At 66.0% G+C, this 14,498-nt stretch carries 14 protein-coding genes; 8 read left to right on the top strand and 6 right to left on the bottom strand.

All coding sequences use genetic code 11. The features are described 5' to 3' along the window. From N4G47_RS01125 to N4G47_RS01090, 8 genes are read left to right on the top strand one after another with little or no spacing between them, the layout of a single operon-like run. Positions 1-747 (top strand): SDR family NAD(P)-dependent oxidoreductase, encoded by a 747-nt coding sequence (locus N4G47_RS01125; protein ID WP_475284706.1) that lies wholly within the window; start codon positions 1-3, stop codon positions 745-747. Further along, the gene (locus N4G47_RS01120; RefSeq protein ID WP_475284704.1) at positions 748-2,145 is read left to right on the top strand and encodes an AMP-binding protein; all 1,398 of its coding nucleotides are present in this window, start codon (positions 748-750) and stop codon (positions 2,143-2,145) included. It begins immediately after the preceding gene. After that, positions 2,142-3,245, top strand: coding sequence for a LuxE/PaaK family acyltransferase (locus N4G47_RS01115; protein ID WP_475284702.1), 1,104 nt, complete (start codon positions 2,142-2,144; stop codon positions 3,243-3,245). The genes N4G47_RS01120 and N4G47_RS01115 overlap by 4 nt, the downstream gene beginning before the upstream one ends. Continuing rightward, complete coding sequence (locus N4G47_RS01110) at positions 3,242-4,468, top strand: acyl-CoA reductase (protein ID WP_475284700.1); 1,227 nt, start codon at positions 3,242-3,244, stop codon at positions 4,466-4,468. The genes N4G47_RS01115 and N4G47_RS01110 overlap by 4 nt, the downstream gene beginning before the upstream one ends. Positions 4,469-4,472: 4 nt before the next feature. After that, positions 4,473-4,838 carry an EamA family transporter gene (locus tag N4G47_RS01105; protein ID WP_249842005.1) on the top strand — a complete coding sequence of 122 codons (366 nt, stop codon included), beginning with the start codon at positions 4,473-4,475 and terminating at the stop codon, positions 4,836-4,838. A 34-nt stretch (positions 4,839-4,872) separates the two neighbouring features. Beyond that, positions 4,873-5,997 (top strand): dTDP-4-amino-4,6-dideoxygalactose transaminase, encoded by a 1,125-nt coding sequence (rffA, locus tag N4G47_RS01100; RefSeq protein ID WP_279919831.1) that lies wholly within the window; start codon positions 4,873-4,875, stop codon positions 5,995-5,997. Then, entirely contained in the window at positions 5,994-7,016 is a 1,023-nt protein-coding gene (locus tag N4G47_RS01095; protein WP_475284697.1) for a hypothetical protein, read from the top strand. Before rffA ends, N4G47_RS01095 begins: the two co-directional genes overlap by 4 nt. Then, on the top strand, positions 7,013-7,969 hold the full coding sequence (locus tag N4G47_RS01090) for a hypothetical protein (protein ID WP_475284695.1): 957 nt from the start codon (positions 7,013-7,015) through the stop codon (positions 7,967-7,969). The genes N4G47_RS01095 and N4G47_RS01090 overlap by 4 nt, the downstream gene beginning before the upstream one ends. On the opposite strand, the gene N4G47_RS01085 is transcribed toward N4G47_RS01090, so the two are convergent. From N4G47_RS01085 to N4G47_RS01060, 6 genes are all read right to left on the bottom strand, one after another. Next, positions 7,962-9,059: a glycosyltransferase family 2 protein gene (locus tag N4G47_RS01085; RefSeq protein ID WP_475284693.1), complete on the bottom strand. Its 1,098-nt coding sequence runs from the start codon at positions 9,057-9,059 to the stop codon at positions 7,962-7,964. The genes N4G47_RS01090 and N4G47_RS01085 overlap by 8 nt on opposite strands. Before the next feature lie 55 nt (positions 9,060-9,114). Then, on the bottom strand, positions 9,115-11,070 hold the full coding sequence (locus N4G47_RS01080; protein ID WP_475284691.1) for a hypothetical protein: 1,956 nt from the start codon (positions 11,068-11,070) through the stop codon (positions 9,115-9,117). A 32-nt stretch (positions 11,071-11,102) separates the two neighbouring features. Beyond that, the gene (locus N4G47_RS01075) at positions 11,103-11,327 is read right to left on the bottom strand and encodes a hypothetical protein (protein WP_475284689.1); all 225 of its coding nucleotides are present in this window, start codon (positions 11,325-11,327) and stop codon (positions 11,103-11,105) included. Between the two features lie 67 nt (positions 11,328-11,394). Further along, on the bottom strand, positions 11,395-12,501 hold the full coding sequence (locus N4G47_RS01070) for a rhamnosyltransferase WsaF family glycosyltransferase (protein WP_475284687.1): 1,107 nt from the start codon (positions 12,499-12,501) through the stop codon (positions 11,395-11,397). 5 nt (positions 12,502-12,506) lie between these two features. Next, the gene (locus N4G47_RS01065; RefSeq protein ID WP_475284685.1) at positions 12,507-12,647 is read right to left on the bottom strand and encodes a hypothetical protein; all 141 of its coding nucleotides are present in this window, start codon (positions 12,645-12,647) and stop codon (positions 12,507-12,509) included. Next, positions 12,644-14,476, bottom strand: coding sequence for a glycosyltransferase family 2 protein (locus N4G47_RS01060; RefSeq protein WP_475284684.1), 1,833 nt, complete (start codon positions 14,474-14,476; stop codon positions 12,644-12,646). Before N4G47_RS01060 ends, N4G47_RS01065 begins: the two co-directional genes overlap by 4 nt. Positions 14,477-14,498 lie beyond the last annotated feature (22 nt).

Below are 14,498 nucleotides of genomic sequence, written 5' to 3'. Positions count from 1 at the left end.
ATGACCGGCACCCACGCTCCCGTCGTCCTGGTTACCGGGGCCTCACGCGGCATCGGCCGGGCCATCTGCGATCGGCTGGCAGCACAGCACGTCCAGCTGGTGATTGTCGCCCGCGATGACGAGGCGCTGCGCGCGCTCGCCGCCGAGGTCACCGCGCAGGGGGCACCGGAACCGATGGTCGCGGCCATCGATCTGGCCGACGTCGACGCGGTGGCCGCCGTGTTCAAACAGATATTCAGCCAGTTCGGCCGCCTGGATGGGCTGGTGAACAACGCCGGGGTCCTGCACGAAGGGCTGCTGGGCATGATCCGTGCCGAAGACATCGACCGCGTGCTGGCGGTGAATGTCAAAGCGCCGTTGATGATGATGCAGTATGCAAGCCGGATGATGGCGCGGTCCCGAACGGGCAGCATCGTCAACCTGGTCTCGATCATGGGCGTCAATGGCGCAGCAGGTTTGAGCCTGTACTCGGCCAGCAAGGCGGCACTGGTCGGCGCGACCCGGTCTGCGTCGAAGGAACTGGCTGCCAAGGGCATTCGCGTGAACGCGATCTCGCCGGGTTTCATCGATACCGACATGACCCGCGCCATGCCGCAGGCTGCCCACGCCAAGCGGGTGGAATCGATCGGCATGGGCCGCGCAGGCACGCCGCGCGAAGTGGCCGAGCTGGTCGCGTTCCTGCTCGGCGACAGCTCCGCCTACATCACCGGCCAGATCATCGGCATCGACGGACAGATGGTGGTCTGAATGCAGTTCTGGCAGTTGGCGCACGGCAATCGCACTGCGCTCATCGAGGGAACACGGACGCTCAGCTATGACCAGCTGGGCGTGCTGGCCGATACCCTGGCCATGCACCTGCCCGCCGGGCGCGGGATGGGCGTGCTGGCAATGCCCAGCACGATCGATGCAGTCGCGCTTTATCTGGGTGCCCTGCGCAGTACCCGCCAGGTGCCCCTGCTGATCCAACCCGATGTCGACCCCGGGCTGCTGGACGCGTTGCTGGCGCAGTACGCGCCGGACTGGGTTGCCATGCCGGGCCCGGCGCCTGCGGGATACCGGACGGTGCATGCCGCCGGCACGCTGGGCATCCACCTGCGCGAAAACCAGGTCACGTTCCCATCGCCGCATGGCGACCTTGCGCTGCTGCTGAGCACATCGGGCAGTACTGGTTCGTCCAAGCTGGTGCGGTTGTCCGCGCAGGGCCTGGCCGCGAACACGGCATCGATCGTTGCCTATCTCGGCCTGGGTCCGGACGACCGCGCCATCACCACATTGCCGTTGGCCTATTCGTTCGGCATGTCCATCCTCAACAGCCATCTGGGCTGCGGTGGCTGCGTGGTGCTGAGCGAAGACAGCCTGATGACCCGCGAGTTCTGGGAAGCCGCACGTGGCAACGCGGTCACCTCCCTGTCCGGGGTTCCGGCCACCTACGAAATACTGCGCCGCATGGGCCTTGCCCGCCTGCAGTTGCCCAGCCTGCGCATGCTGACCCAGGCCGGTGGCCGCCTGCGCGACGAACTGGTCCAGCATTTTGCCGAATCCGCCAGGGACCATGGCCTGCAGTTCTTCGTCATGTACGGCCAGACCGAGGCCTCCCCGCGCATCAGCTACGTTCCCTCCGAGCGCCTTCTGGACAAGATCGGCAGCATCGGCATTCCGGTGCCCGGCGGTCGGATGCAGGTCGATGCGGAAAGCAGCGAACTGGTCTACGAGGGGCCCAATGTCATGATGGGCTATGCCACCTCGCGCGAAGAGCTTGCGCACCCCGACGAACTGCACGGCCTGCTTCGCACGGGCGATCTGGCCCGTGTCGATGACGAAGGGTTCCATTACATCACCGGGCGCGCCAAACGGTTCCTGAAGATCTCCGGCAACCGCGTCAATCTCGATGAAGTCGAAGCGATGCTGTCGGCCGCGCTCGGCCGTCAGATCGCCTGCTCGGGCAATGACGACGATCTGGTGGTGTTCAGCCATGGCGATGCGCCGGCCGCGCAGGACACCGTCCGCCAGCTGGTGCAGGCGCGCTACAAGCTGTTCGGCGGCTTTGTCCGCTGCATCCATCTGGATTCGCTGCCGCTGCTGTCCAGCGGCAAGATCGACTACCTGTCGCTGCGGCAGCTTGCCGCGCAAGGAGCACGTCAATGAACGCAGGCACGGACAGTTCGCTGGCAGCGGCTGCGCTGGAAGCGGAGGTCTATGGGCTGGGCCGCCAGGCCAAGCGCGAATGGCTGCTGGATGGCCTGCAGTCGCTCACCCGGCATCACCACCGGTCCTGCCCGCCCTACCGCGCCATGCTCGATGCGCTGTGGCGCGGCGGCCAGGCGGACTCGCTGGAATCGCTGCCCTGGCTGCCGGTCCGGCTGTTCAAGCAGCTCGACCTGAAGAGCGTCGCCGACGACCAGGTGCTGCGTACGCTGGTTTCCAGCGGCACCACCGGCGCTGCCGTTTCCAGGATCTTCCTCGATGCGGAAACTGCGCGCGCGCAGACCCGCGCCCTGACGCGGATCTTCTCCCACTTTGCCGGCAACCGCCGGATGCGCATGCTGGTGGTCGACGACGACTCGTTCCTGCGCGATCGCAGCCGCTTCAACGCACGTGCGGCCGGCATCCTGGGCTTCTCCAACTTCGGCCGCGACCATCTGTACCTGCTCGATGAGCAGCTGCAGCCTGATTGGGCAGCACTGGAGAGCTGGCTGGCCAAGGCGCCGGACGAACCGGTGCTGCTGTTCGGCTTCACCTTCATCGTCTGGCAGTCCTTTGTCCAGGCTGCCGCGCGCGACGGCGTAACGCTGCGCTTTCCGGAAGGCAGCATGCTGGTGCATGGCGGCGGCTGGAAGAAGATGGACGAACAGAAGGTGGACAATGCCGCGTACAAGGCCTCGCTCTCCAGCACCTTCGGTATTGATCGCGTCCACAACTATTACGGCATGGTCGAGCAGGTCGGCTCGATCTTCTTCGAGTGCGAGCACGGTCATCTTCATGCACCGGCTTATGCCGATGTGATCATCCGTGACCTGCAGGATCTCAGCCCAACGGCCAATGGAACCGCAGGTGCCGTGCAGGTCCTGAGCCTGTTGCCTGGCAGCTACCCCGGGCACAGCCTGCTCACCGAAGACCTGGGCGTGATCCACGGCGAGGACGATTGCCCCTGCGGTCGACTCGGAAAGCATTTCAGCGTACTGGGCCGCATCAAGAACGTTGAAGTGCGCGGCTGCAGTGACACACGAACGGTACCCCGCGCATGACCCAGATCCTGTTTTCCATGGACGCCGACGCAGCGCTGCCGGATCAGCTGGCGCGCCTGGCCAGCCTGCCGCCGCTGTCACCCTTCAGCGCGGAGGCGCGTGCGTTCGTCGCCGATTTCGCACGACGTGTATTCGCGCTGCCGGTACTGCGCGAGCATCCCGAACTGGCGACGCTGGCACACTGGTTCCGCCCGGCGGCGCAGGAGCAGCTGTCGCGGCGCCTGCTGGCACCGGCCACCGAACATCTGCTGGCGCGTGGCCTGGTGTTCCATCTTGCGCCGGCCAACGTCGATGTGTTGTTCGCCTATGCCTGGCTGATGTCCGTACTGGCCGGCAATCGCAACGTTGCCCGCCTGTCGCAGAAGCACAGCCCGCAGCGCGAAGCACTGGTCTCGATCCTGCACGCCATGCGCGACGAAGGGCTGCATGCCGACGTCCTGCAGCGCAGCGTGCTGCTGACCTATCCGCATGATGATGCGGTGACCACGTTGATCTCCCGCAGCTGCCATGCGCGGATCATCTGGGGCGGCGATGCGACGGTGGCCAAGATTCGTTCCCTGCCGCTGGCGCCGTTGGCCGTTGAACTGGCCTTCCCGGATCGTTTCGGTGTCGCCGCCATTGATGCCGCGCATGTACTGCAGAGCAGCGATGCGGACCTGCAGCAGCTCGCCCACCGGTTCATCAACGATGTTCTCTGGTTCGGCCAGCAGGCGTGCTCCTCACCCCGCACCCTGTACTGGGTTGGCGCGCAGGACATCGTGCAGGCCGCGCGTGCGCGGTTCTGGCCTGCAGTACGCTCGCAGTCCGGCGTGGTCGCAGATGAACCTGCGGCGATGATGGCCCGGGTGACCGATGCCCACCTGATGGCTGCACTCTCCTCGGACGACCTGCATTCCGGCTCTTTCCTGGGCAGCTATCCCCTTACCCTGGACGCCACCCGCGCTGATGGCAACCTGCGCGAACTGCAGAGCGGCCACGGCCTGGTGGTGGACGTCCAGTTGGACGCACTGGAAGCTCTTGCGCCACAACTGGACGATCGCGACCAGACGCTGGTCGTGCAGGGTTTCGCGCGGGAATCGCTGATCAGGCTGCTTGATCGGCTCGGCAATCGCGCCATCGACCGCATCGTGCCCTTCGGCCGCGCACTCGACTTCCATCCGGTCTGGGACGGCACCGATCTGCTGGACGTGCTGACCCGCAAGATCACCCTGCCTGGGAACTGAGACGATGAGCTACCTCTTCATCGCGTTGACGATCATGCTGACGGTCTACGGCCAGCTGATCCTGAAATGGCAGGTGGGCATCCACGGCCACCTGCTTTCCGCGCCGCTGCAGCCGTTGAACGTGCTGCAACTGCTGCTCAAGCCATGGGTCATTTCCGCCTTTGCGGCGGCCTTCGGTGCATCGCTGTGCTGGATGGCGGCCATCAGCAAGATGCCGATCAGCCGGGCCTACCCGTACATGGCGATCAACTTCTTCCTGGTTGCGCTGTTTGCCAGCGTGATCTTCCGTGAGCAGCTGGATGGATACAAGATCGCCGGAACGCTGATCATCATGCTGGGTGTGGTCGTGCTGTCACGATCGGTCGCCTGACACCATTACAACGCCCACCCTGCGAGGCACACTCTTGATTCCCTTCAACAAGCCCTTCATGACCGGTCGTGAGCTCTGGCACATTGCGCAGGCGCACGCCAACGGCCACCTGTCCGGCGACGGCCAGTTCACCAAGCGCAGCCACGCCTGGCTTGAACAGCGCACCGGGGCGCAGCGGGCCCTGCTGACCCACAGCTGCACGGCGGCACTGGAAATGGCCGCGCTGCTGCTCGACCTGCAGCCCGGTGACGAAGTCATCATGCCGTCCTATACCTTCGTGTCCACCGCCAACGCATTCGTACTGCGAGGGGCGGTGCCGGTGTTCGTGGACATCCGCGAGGACACGCTGAACCTGGACGAGCGCCTGGTGGAGGCCGCGATCACGCCGCGCACCCGCGCCATCTGCGTTGTGCACTATGCCGGTGTCGCCTGCGAAATGGACAGCCTGCTGGACATCGCCGCCCGCCACGGCCTGGCCATCGTCGAAGATGCCGCACAGGCCATCATGTCCACCTACAAGGGGCGGCCACTGGGCACGATTGGCGAACTGGGGGCCCTCAGCTTCCACGAAACCAAGAACATCATTTCAGGTGAAGGCGGCGCCCTGCTCTGCCGAGACGCCCGGTTCGGCGAACGCGCGGAGATCCTGCGCGAGAAGGGAACCAACCGCAGCCGCTTCTTCCGCGGCCAGGTCGACAAGTACACCTGGGTGGACGTCGGATCCTCCTTCCTGCCCGGCGAGATCACCGCCGCGTTCCTCTGCGCGCAGATCGAAGAAGCAGACCAGATCACCGCGCGCCGCCTGGCCATCTGGGACCGTTACCAGCAATGGGCCGCGCCGCATGAAGCGGCTGGCCGGCTGCGCCGTCCGATCGTGCCGGCCGACTGCCAGCACAACGCGCACATGTTCTACATGCTGCTGCCCGACCTCGACGCGCGCACCCGCTTCATCTCGGAGATGAAAAACCGCGGCGTGCAGACCGTTTTCCATTACATCCCGCTGCATTCGGCACCTGCCGGCCTGCAGGCCGGCCGTACCCATGGCGAGCTGCACAATACCGACGCGCTCAGTGAGCGGCTGGTGCGCATGCCGCTGTGGGTGGGCGTGGAAGAGCACCTTGAGGCGATCTTCGCAGCTGCCGACGACGTGCTCGCATGAATCAACCGGCCAGTTCAGCAGCACGCGAAGCCCGGGAGCTGCTCAAGGGCTTGCCCGCCTGGTACGCCGGCCTGTCCGTGCACCGTCGCCTGCAAGGGCTGATGCTGCTGGTAGCGGGTCTGTTGCTGCTGATCCTGCTGGTCGTGCCCTACAACCGGCAGGTGCTGGTCATTGACCTGGAGAGCGCCCAGCCCGGGCGGCTGCAGGTCTATTTCGACATGGGGCAGGGACTCTCCGAGGCCCTGTCCACGGTCAAGCGCTATCAGACCGGCCCAACCGAACTGCGCTACGAGCTGCCACGCGGCACGCTGCACGGCGTCCGGATGGACCCTGATCCCGGCGCAGCACCCATCGTCTTCACGCACATCGGGGCGGTTGGCTTCGGCGGCCGCGAACGGCAGACGCTCGCCGACCCGCTGCAGCTGGAAGGCGTGCAGATGGCACGCGATAGCAGTGCCGACCCGGAACAGGCTCGGTTCCTGATCGCCGCCGATGCCACCGACCCGCAGCTGGCGATCCCGCTGGCGGTGCCGATGCAGAGCAACTCCGGCGTGGCACCGGCTACCTGGAACCTGCTGTGGTGGGCATTCTGGTTGAGCCTGCTGGTGGCCATCAGTCTGCAGTTCCTGCGCCGGCCCATGCCGCTGCTGGCATTGGCATTGATCGTGCTCGGGCTGTGCACCGCGCTGTCGATGTTCTCGCCGACGTCGGGCCGTTCGGTGCACCCCGATGAGCTGCTGCACGATGCCGATGCGGGGTACTTCCAGCACCATTGGGCGCCGCCGCGCATGGATGCACCGGACCTGGCAACCAGCTTCACCAGCAGTCCGTATGGCGTGACCTATCTTTCCGAATGGAACGTCGTCTACCTGTTCGCCGCCAAGACCTCACGGATCTTTGGCGAGCTGGGCCTGGATGTGATGCTGTCCTACCGCGCGTTCAATCTGGCGCTGTTTGCGCTGATGCTCGTTGGCCTGGTGGTGATCCGCGCGCCGCGGGCAGCTACATCCCGCTGTTGATCACGCCACAGCTCTGGTACGTGTTCTCCTATTTCAATGGCGATGCACTGCCGTTCGCGCTGGGCATGCTGGCCACGGTGATCGCACTGATGCCCGAGGGCCCATTGCAGCGCTTCCTGCAGCGCCGCGGGCCCTTCGATGCAGCCACGCTGGGGCATCTGCTGGTGTTCTGCACCTGCCTGGGCCTGTTGCTTCTGTCGAAGAAGAACTACTGGCCGGTCGCAGCGTTCATCGCGTTGTCGATGTCGGTCGTCGCGCTGCGACTGCGCGCCCTGCTGGCTTTGTCCCTGGTGGTGCTGCTGCTGGCCGGCGTTGCCGCCAACGGCGCCGGCGCGGGGCTGGCTGCTGCGGCGGGCTCTTCCCTGCTCACGGTGGTGGGCATCATGGCCGGCCTGTCGCTGCTCTACTGCGTCTATGCAGCCTGGGTCCTGCTGCGCGAGTCCCACAGCCGCGCGGCGATCGGGCGCATCTGTCTGACCCTCGCACTGTCGGCGGCGGTGGCCCTGCCGTGGATCGCCGCCGATGCCTACAAGCACCGCGACGGCCCAGGCAAGACCGCACTGATCGAACAGCAGCGCGAGCGCTTCGCCGAGCCCGCATTCAAGCCCTCGGTGACCCGCACGCTGTCCGCAGAGGTCTCCGGGTTCAAGCTGCAGGAGAAGGGCGTGCAGATCGGGCAACTGCTCGACGCACCGAAGGAGTGGCACGTGGGAACGTTCCGCAGCTTCTTTGGCGTCTATGGCTACATGGAGTACTTCGACACCGAGGACGCCTATCGGTTCGTCGGCTGGTGCGTGCTCGGGGTGCTGGTGCTCGCGCTTGGCTGGGGACTGGGCACCCGCACGCTCTCCCTGCCCTGGCCATCACCAGTGTCGGCTGCGGGCTGGCACTGGTACTGGCCTCGTTCCTGCACAGCTGGACCTATGATTTCCAGCCGCAGGGGCGCTATGTGATGGGCCTGGTGGTGATGATGGTGCCGCTGTTCATGCGCACCGGTGAATCGCAATGGGGTCGGGTCCTGTTCACCGCTGTGGCGCTGCTGCTGTTTGTACTGTCAGCCGCTTCATTCACCCATATCGCGCTGCCGCACCTGGTCTGACACCAGTGGCGGCAGCCGGTGTGCAGGACATCGCGCGGGCGAAGCGCGATGTCGTAGTTGAGGAAGGCCAGGATCAGCTGGAGTCCACTGAGAATGGCCATGGCAGGCAGCACCACCGTACCCACGGGGGCTGCCAGCCCCGCCGCGGATAGTTCGAACCAGCGAACAGCGCCGTAGGCACCGCCGCCGAGCAACAGCACGACACCGGCCACCAGCTGCAGCGATGCCACCGACAGGTCGCGCAGGAAATAGTTGTAGCTGATGCGCTTGGCGAAGTTGCGTGCGTGCTTCAGGGCAAACTCGCCCAGCACCTTGCCTACACTGAGGTTGCTGACCTCTTCGCCGTAGTGCGCGTCCATCGGCACGTCCACCACCACCGCACGCACGGCGTTGAGCCGGAACAGCAGGTCGGTTTCGAAGAAGTAGCGCTCGCTGAGCTTTGCCAGCGGCAGGCGCGCGGCGACCGCGGCATGGATGGCGGTGTATCCATTGGTGGGATCGAACAGGTCCCAGTAGCCGGTGGATGCTTTGGCCAGGAAGGAAAGCCCCAGGTTGCCCAGGCGACGGAGCCAGGGCATGCGGCTGATCTGGCCCAGATCCCAGAAGCGGTTGCCTTTGGCATAGTCGGCCTGCCCGCGCGCGATCGGGGTCACGAACAGTGGCAGCAGTCGCGGATCCATCTGCCCGTCGCCGTCCACTTTGACCAGGATCTCCATGCCGTCGGCAATGGCAGCCCGGTAGCCGGTCACCACCGCACCGCCGACGCCCTTGTTCCGCGCATGGCGCAACACCCGTACCCGGGCATCAACGGTGTGCGATTGGATGAAATCACCCGACGCCTCGGGGCACGCATCGTCCACGCAGTAGATGGCCGTCACCTCGGGGCCGATCGCTGCCAGCACATCCCGAATGTGGCGGGTAACCTTGTAGCAGGGGATGATCACCGCGATGCGCAGTGCGCAGGCAGCGGCCTGGGGGAGTCGGGCGAGAGAGCAGCGGTCATGGTTGCAGAGGATAGAAGAAGAGGTCGCCCGGTGCGGCAATCGCATCCTGCACACTCAGGCCCAGCCTGCCGAGCTCGGTCATGCACAGCCGTGTTTCCAGCAGGTCACGATCGGTTGCGCGGCCGGAGCGATCGATCAGCACATGGGTCACCCCAAGCCGGCGCAGCTGCTGACGCGCTGCGGCGGGCTTGTTGCTGCAGAGCAGCTGCCGGAGATCACGCGCGGTGAACGGATAACCGGCACCCAGTCGGACGTTGAACAGATAGTCATGGTGGCCGAACGGAAGATAGGGCGCGACGCTGGCCGAGGGCAGCACCCAGTCTTCGCGCCCGTTGAGCATGACCGAGTAGGCCGGTACCAGCACAACCGCATCGGCCGGCAAGCGCGCCTCGGCCTGCTGGAACGCCCGCACCTGCGTTTCGTCCACCGGATAGGGCCAGCCCATGGTCCTGGCCCGTGGTGCGGGCGGTGGCACCAAGGCAAAGGCCAGGGCCCCCAGGGCGACCACAACGGCGGTGGCGCGGCGCAGGCTGGCCTTGGGCAGGGCACGCAGGCGAAGGCCCACGCCTACCGCGTCCAGCAGCAGCAACAGCGACGCCAGTGCCAGCATCGACTGGATGAGCAGCGCATACATGCCCAGCAGATCGATGTAGCGCTGCGAGTAGGTGCTCAGCAGGCTTGCTTCCAGCGAACTGTGGCCCAGCGCGAGCAGGACGATGTTGGCAAGCCGCTGCGCACACAGCACCGAGAGCAGCAAGCCAATCTGCCACCCCAGAATCGACACCAGCAGGCACCGGCTTTCCGCGGCCCAGCGCCGCCAGAGCAGCGCTGCCAGGCCCGTTGCAATGCTGGCGAGCGCCAGCGCATGTCCCAGCGGATGGATGGCGCGCCACAGGAACTGGCTGGAAGCGGGCATCCACTGCGTCCAGGGCGCCGGCTGGGGGCCGTGCCAGAGCTCCCACATCACTGCAGCTCGAAGCGCCTCCGGCAGTGAACCCTCCACCAGTGGAACCGAAGGTGGCATGTACAGGCGCAGCCCCAGCAACTGCTGCAGCCCCGCGTGCACCTGCGGCACGGCTTCTGCCACAAGCTGGAGGTAGTAAGGATCAGCCAGCAGCAGCACAACACCGGCCACCGTTCCGGTGAACAGACCCAGCAGCGGCATCAGCAGGCGCAGGGACAGACCGCGCGTGTACACCCACGGCAACACCGCGACGCAGACGAACAGCGGCACGGAGAAACCCACGTAGGCCACTGCCAGTGAAGGATTGAGCTTGACCGCCATGGCCCCGGCAAAGGGCAGCGCGGCCCAGCAGAACGCGGCGCTGCGCCGGTTCCGCGCCATCCCGTGCAGGGTGGCCGCCAGGGCGGGCAGCAACAGCACCGCCAGCGCACTCAGGCGCCCGGTGCTGTTGAGGTCTGCCACGGGATAGAAGTACGTGGTTCCGCGCAGCATGAGCGCGCCCAGGCCCGCCAGCAGCACCACACCACCGGCCATCGACAGCGCCGGCGACAGGCCCCCTGAGCGCAAGCGCCCCCACACCAGCTCGGTCAGCCCGACCACGGCCAGGGTTGCCTGCAGAGCCGGTTGCACCTTCAGGAACGGCCCCAGGTGATGACCCATGCCGGGCCAGGCCCACAGCGAGGCCAACACATGCAGCAGCTTCGGGTACTTCTCCAGCCAGGCGGTGCCGCCGGCGGTCAGCAGCGGATAGCCCGCTTCGTACATGGCCGTTGTGAAGGCAATATGCTGGTGGGTATCAAGGCCCAGCGCGCCGGCACGCCGCGAGTACAGCGCGGCGGTGGCGACCAGGGCGAACACGCCCAGCAGGCTCGGCAGCGAAGAACCACCGGATGAGGGCACCAGGCTGCGCACAAACCGGCGTGCCTGCGTTCGATGCGCCAGCAGGCTGATCGACAGCGCCGCCATCACCAGCAACGGCAGGCCCAACGGCAGGTGGGCCTGTGTCGTCCAGGCCCAGGTCAGGGAGCCGAAACCAGCCAGACCAGCAGCAGTGCGAACTGGCCCAGCCAGGCCTTCAGGAACAGGCCAGACCCCATCGCGGTCCTTGCCAACCCCAGCCATGCCAGTACCCGGTCACCGAACCACCCCATGGACAACAGGGAGACCGCCAGCAGAATGACGAACTGGAACTGGGAAACACTGCGCGAGCAGAGCAGGATGAAGATCAGGACGCCGGCGGCCACCCACCTGCCGCGGCTGCGCCCCAGCACGCCATGGTTTGGCCCGTTCCCTGCGCTGGCGAACATGTAGTCAGCCGTCTGCCAGCACGCGGCTGTGCACGTCGCTGGCAATTCGGCCGAACTCCCCCTGGCCGAGCAGGGCGTGATCGCTTCCGGCAACGGCACTCTGCATCATGCCACGCTGTTCGAACGCATCCACCAGCGCCACAAGCCCTGCACAGATCGCCTCGGGGGTCATGCTGTCGAGCGAATGGACGTTGGCCACGGTCTGGTCCAGCCGCTTGTTGTCATAGCGGTTGGTCAGCACCTCCATGCCGAACGCGGCCATTTCCAGCGGCGGGTAACTGGGGTGCGGCGAGACCATCAACGACAGGCCGATCGCCGAGGTCGACAGCAACCGGGCGTACGCATCGATATCCAGCTTGCCGAGCGCCTTCAACGCGAACGGGCCCAGATCCAGATCGGCCTGCAGTTCACCCGGCGCCGCCACTTCCCACTGCCCCGCGCGCGGGTCCTTCCAGCCCCACAGGCGAAGGCCCTCGCAGATCAGCTCGAACGCATTGCGCGGGGTGCCCGGGCGCGCATAGACAACGATGCGGCGCTGGCGGGGAACAGCCGCATCACGCACCTGCTGCAGCGCTGGACGCAGCCCGTCATGCAGAACCGGTTCGAACACCGAACGCTTCTCGTACTGCAGGCCATGCTGCTCGAAGAACCCGGCAAGCAGGGCCGTGTTGAAGATGCCGATGTCGCGCGCAGGGCGATACGTGCTCAGCGACAGCGCGTACTGGCTCGACCAGGCATAGAACCCGGGCTCGAAGTCCTGGATGAGATAGATCATCGGGCGATCAATGCCGCCGTGGTCGCCCTGCCATTGCGACATGCGCTGTGCGGCATACGCCGTCCACCAGGCGGTGGCCACCCAGATGTCCTCACCGGCCACCGGCAGGGTCTTCTGGTAGCGATCGCTGAACGGCACGATCTGCCGCATCGCCGTGGAGGTCTGGTCCGCAGGCACCAGCACGTGGTCGGAGAAGCGCGAAAGCGCTTCTTCATCCGGCGAACTGTCAACCAGAATGATCCGCGATGCGGGGAAGTAGCGGCACAGTTCGCGGTAGATCAGCACGGCGGTATGGATACCGCCGAAGTAATGCTGCTTGTTGATCGATGGCAGCACCAGATTCAGCCGCTTGCCCTCCCAGGGGTCATGCCGGGGGTACAGGGGGTGATCTCGGCAACGTGGGTGTTGGGCGTGGGCACACCGGGAGCGCTCGCATCCAGGCGCGCGGCAATGCGCCGCAGCAGGTGACCCAGACGGCTCATTGCACGCCTCCGCGCAGGCGCGGCGAAGACGCCATGTAATCCAGATTCGGGCTGAAGAACGGATCGCCTTCTTCGCGATACGGCGAGTACGCCTCGGCCGAGCGCACGAAGTCGCTTTCCGGAATCGCACGCGGATCACGCGTCTTGGATTCGTGGTGGATCATCACCGAACGTGCGACGTACACAGTGGCCAGGCCACGCGCATGCGCGCGCAGGCACAGCTCCACATCGCTGCCGCAGACGATGAAGGTTTCATCGAACCCGCCCAGTGACGCGAACGTGTCACGCGCCACCACCATGCAGGCGCCGGTGACCGCAAGCACCTGGCGCTGCAGTACCGGGGAAACGAACAGGTTCTGGTTGTGCACCGGCGTTTCACCCTTGAATACATGGTCGGCCCAGCCGCCCATGCCGATCACCACGCCGGCGTGCTGGATGGTGCGATCGCCGTACAGCAGCAACGGGCCGCACACGCCCACGTCCGGCCGCAGCGCATTCTCGGCAAGCCGCTGCAACCACTGGCCATCGATGATCTCGGTGTCGTTGTTGAGGAACACCAGCACCTCGCCCTGCGCTTCGCGCGCCGCCAGGTTGTTCAGTGCAGACCAGTTGAACGGCACATCGGCGCGGATCACCCGAAAGCTTTCGCGGCGGGACATCGCCTCCAGCCACTGCAGCGTTTCGGCCTGGGTTGAGCCATTGTCGACCACGATGATCTCGAACGCACGGTAGTCGGTCTTGGCGTACAGCGATTCCACGCAGGTGCGCAGCAGGTCCAGGCCGTCGCGGGTGGGAATGATGATGCTGGCCAGAGGCCCCTTGTCTGCGTACGGGTAGCGCACGTCGTAGCAGAACAGCTGCTCGCCATCGTCCACCTGCGCCCCGGGGTGGGCCGCCTGCACATGCTGCTGCAGCGCGCGGCGGCCGGCGTGGTGCGCGTAGGGCTTGGAGCCGGCATTGGCCGCAGTGGAACCGGCGTGCGCGCGCCAGTGATAGAGCACCTTGGGCACATGGGCGATGGTGGCGCCGGCAGCGGCACAGCGAAGCACCAGATCGTAGTCCTGCGAGCCATCGCAGTCGCTGCGCAGCCCGCCCAGCTGCGCCACCAGCGCGGCATCGAAGCTGACCAGATGACCCAGGTACATCTGCGACAGGAACAGGTCCAGGTTCCAGTCGGGCTTGAAGTAGGGATGGCGAAGGCGGCCATCTTCGCCCAGCACGTCGTGGTCGGTATACACGACCCCGGCCGAGGTGGCCACATGGCAGGCAACCACCGCCGCCAGTGCATCCGGCTCCAGCAGGTCGTCATGGTCGAGGAAGGTGATCCAGCGCCCCTTGGCCAGTGCGACCGCCGCGTTGGTCGTGGCCGCAATGCCCTGCCGTTCGCTTGAGCGCGAAACCCGCAGGTTCGGCAGGCGCTGCGACAGTTCGCCCAGCACGCGTGCCACATGCGGTTGATCGGATGCGTCGTCGTGGATGCACAGCTCCCAGTTCGGGTAGGTCTGCGCTTCGACGCTGGCCACGGCCTCGCGCAGGAACACCTCCGGCGTGTTGCACACCGGCATGACGATGCTGATCAGGCCGGCGTCGGCCGGAACTGCGGCCGGTGCCTGCTGGCGCAGCCATTCGGCGTAGACGTCCGGCGGCGTGGTCGCTGCTGCCGTGTGCGATCCATTGGCATAGGCAAGAATCGACCGGGCCAGATGCTTCGGCCCCCGGCGTGCGGCGCGCGCCAGGGCCGAGAGGATGGTGCCGACAGAGACACCCTGCCCCTGTGCGCGACGAATGCTCCAGTAGATTCCGCGAAGCAGATTACCCATCTTGGACATCAGGCATTACCTCGTTGATTCA

The sequence above is a fragment of the Stenotrophomonas sp. GSD10 genome (assembly GCF_056172695.1).
Note: the sequence above shows the minus strand (reverse complement) of the source record. Positions and strands in the feature narration are given on the sequence as shown.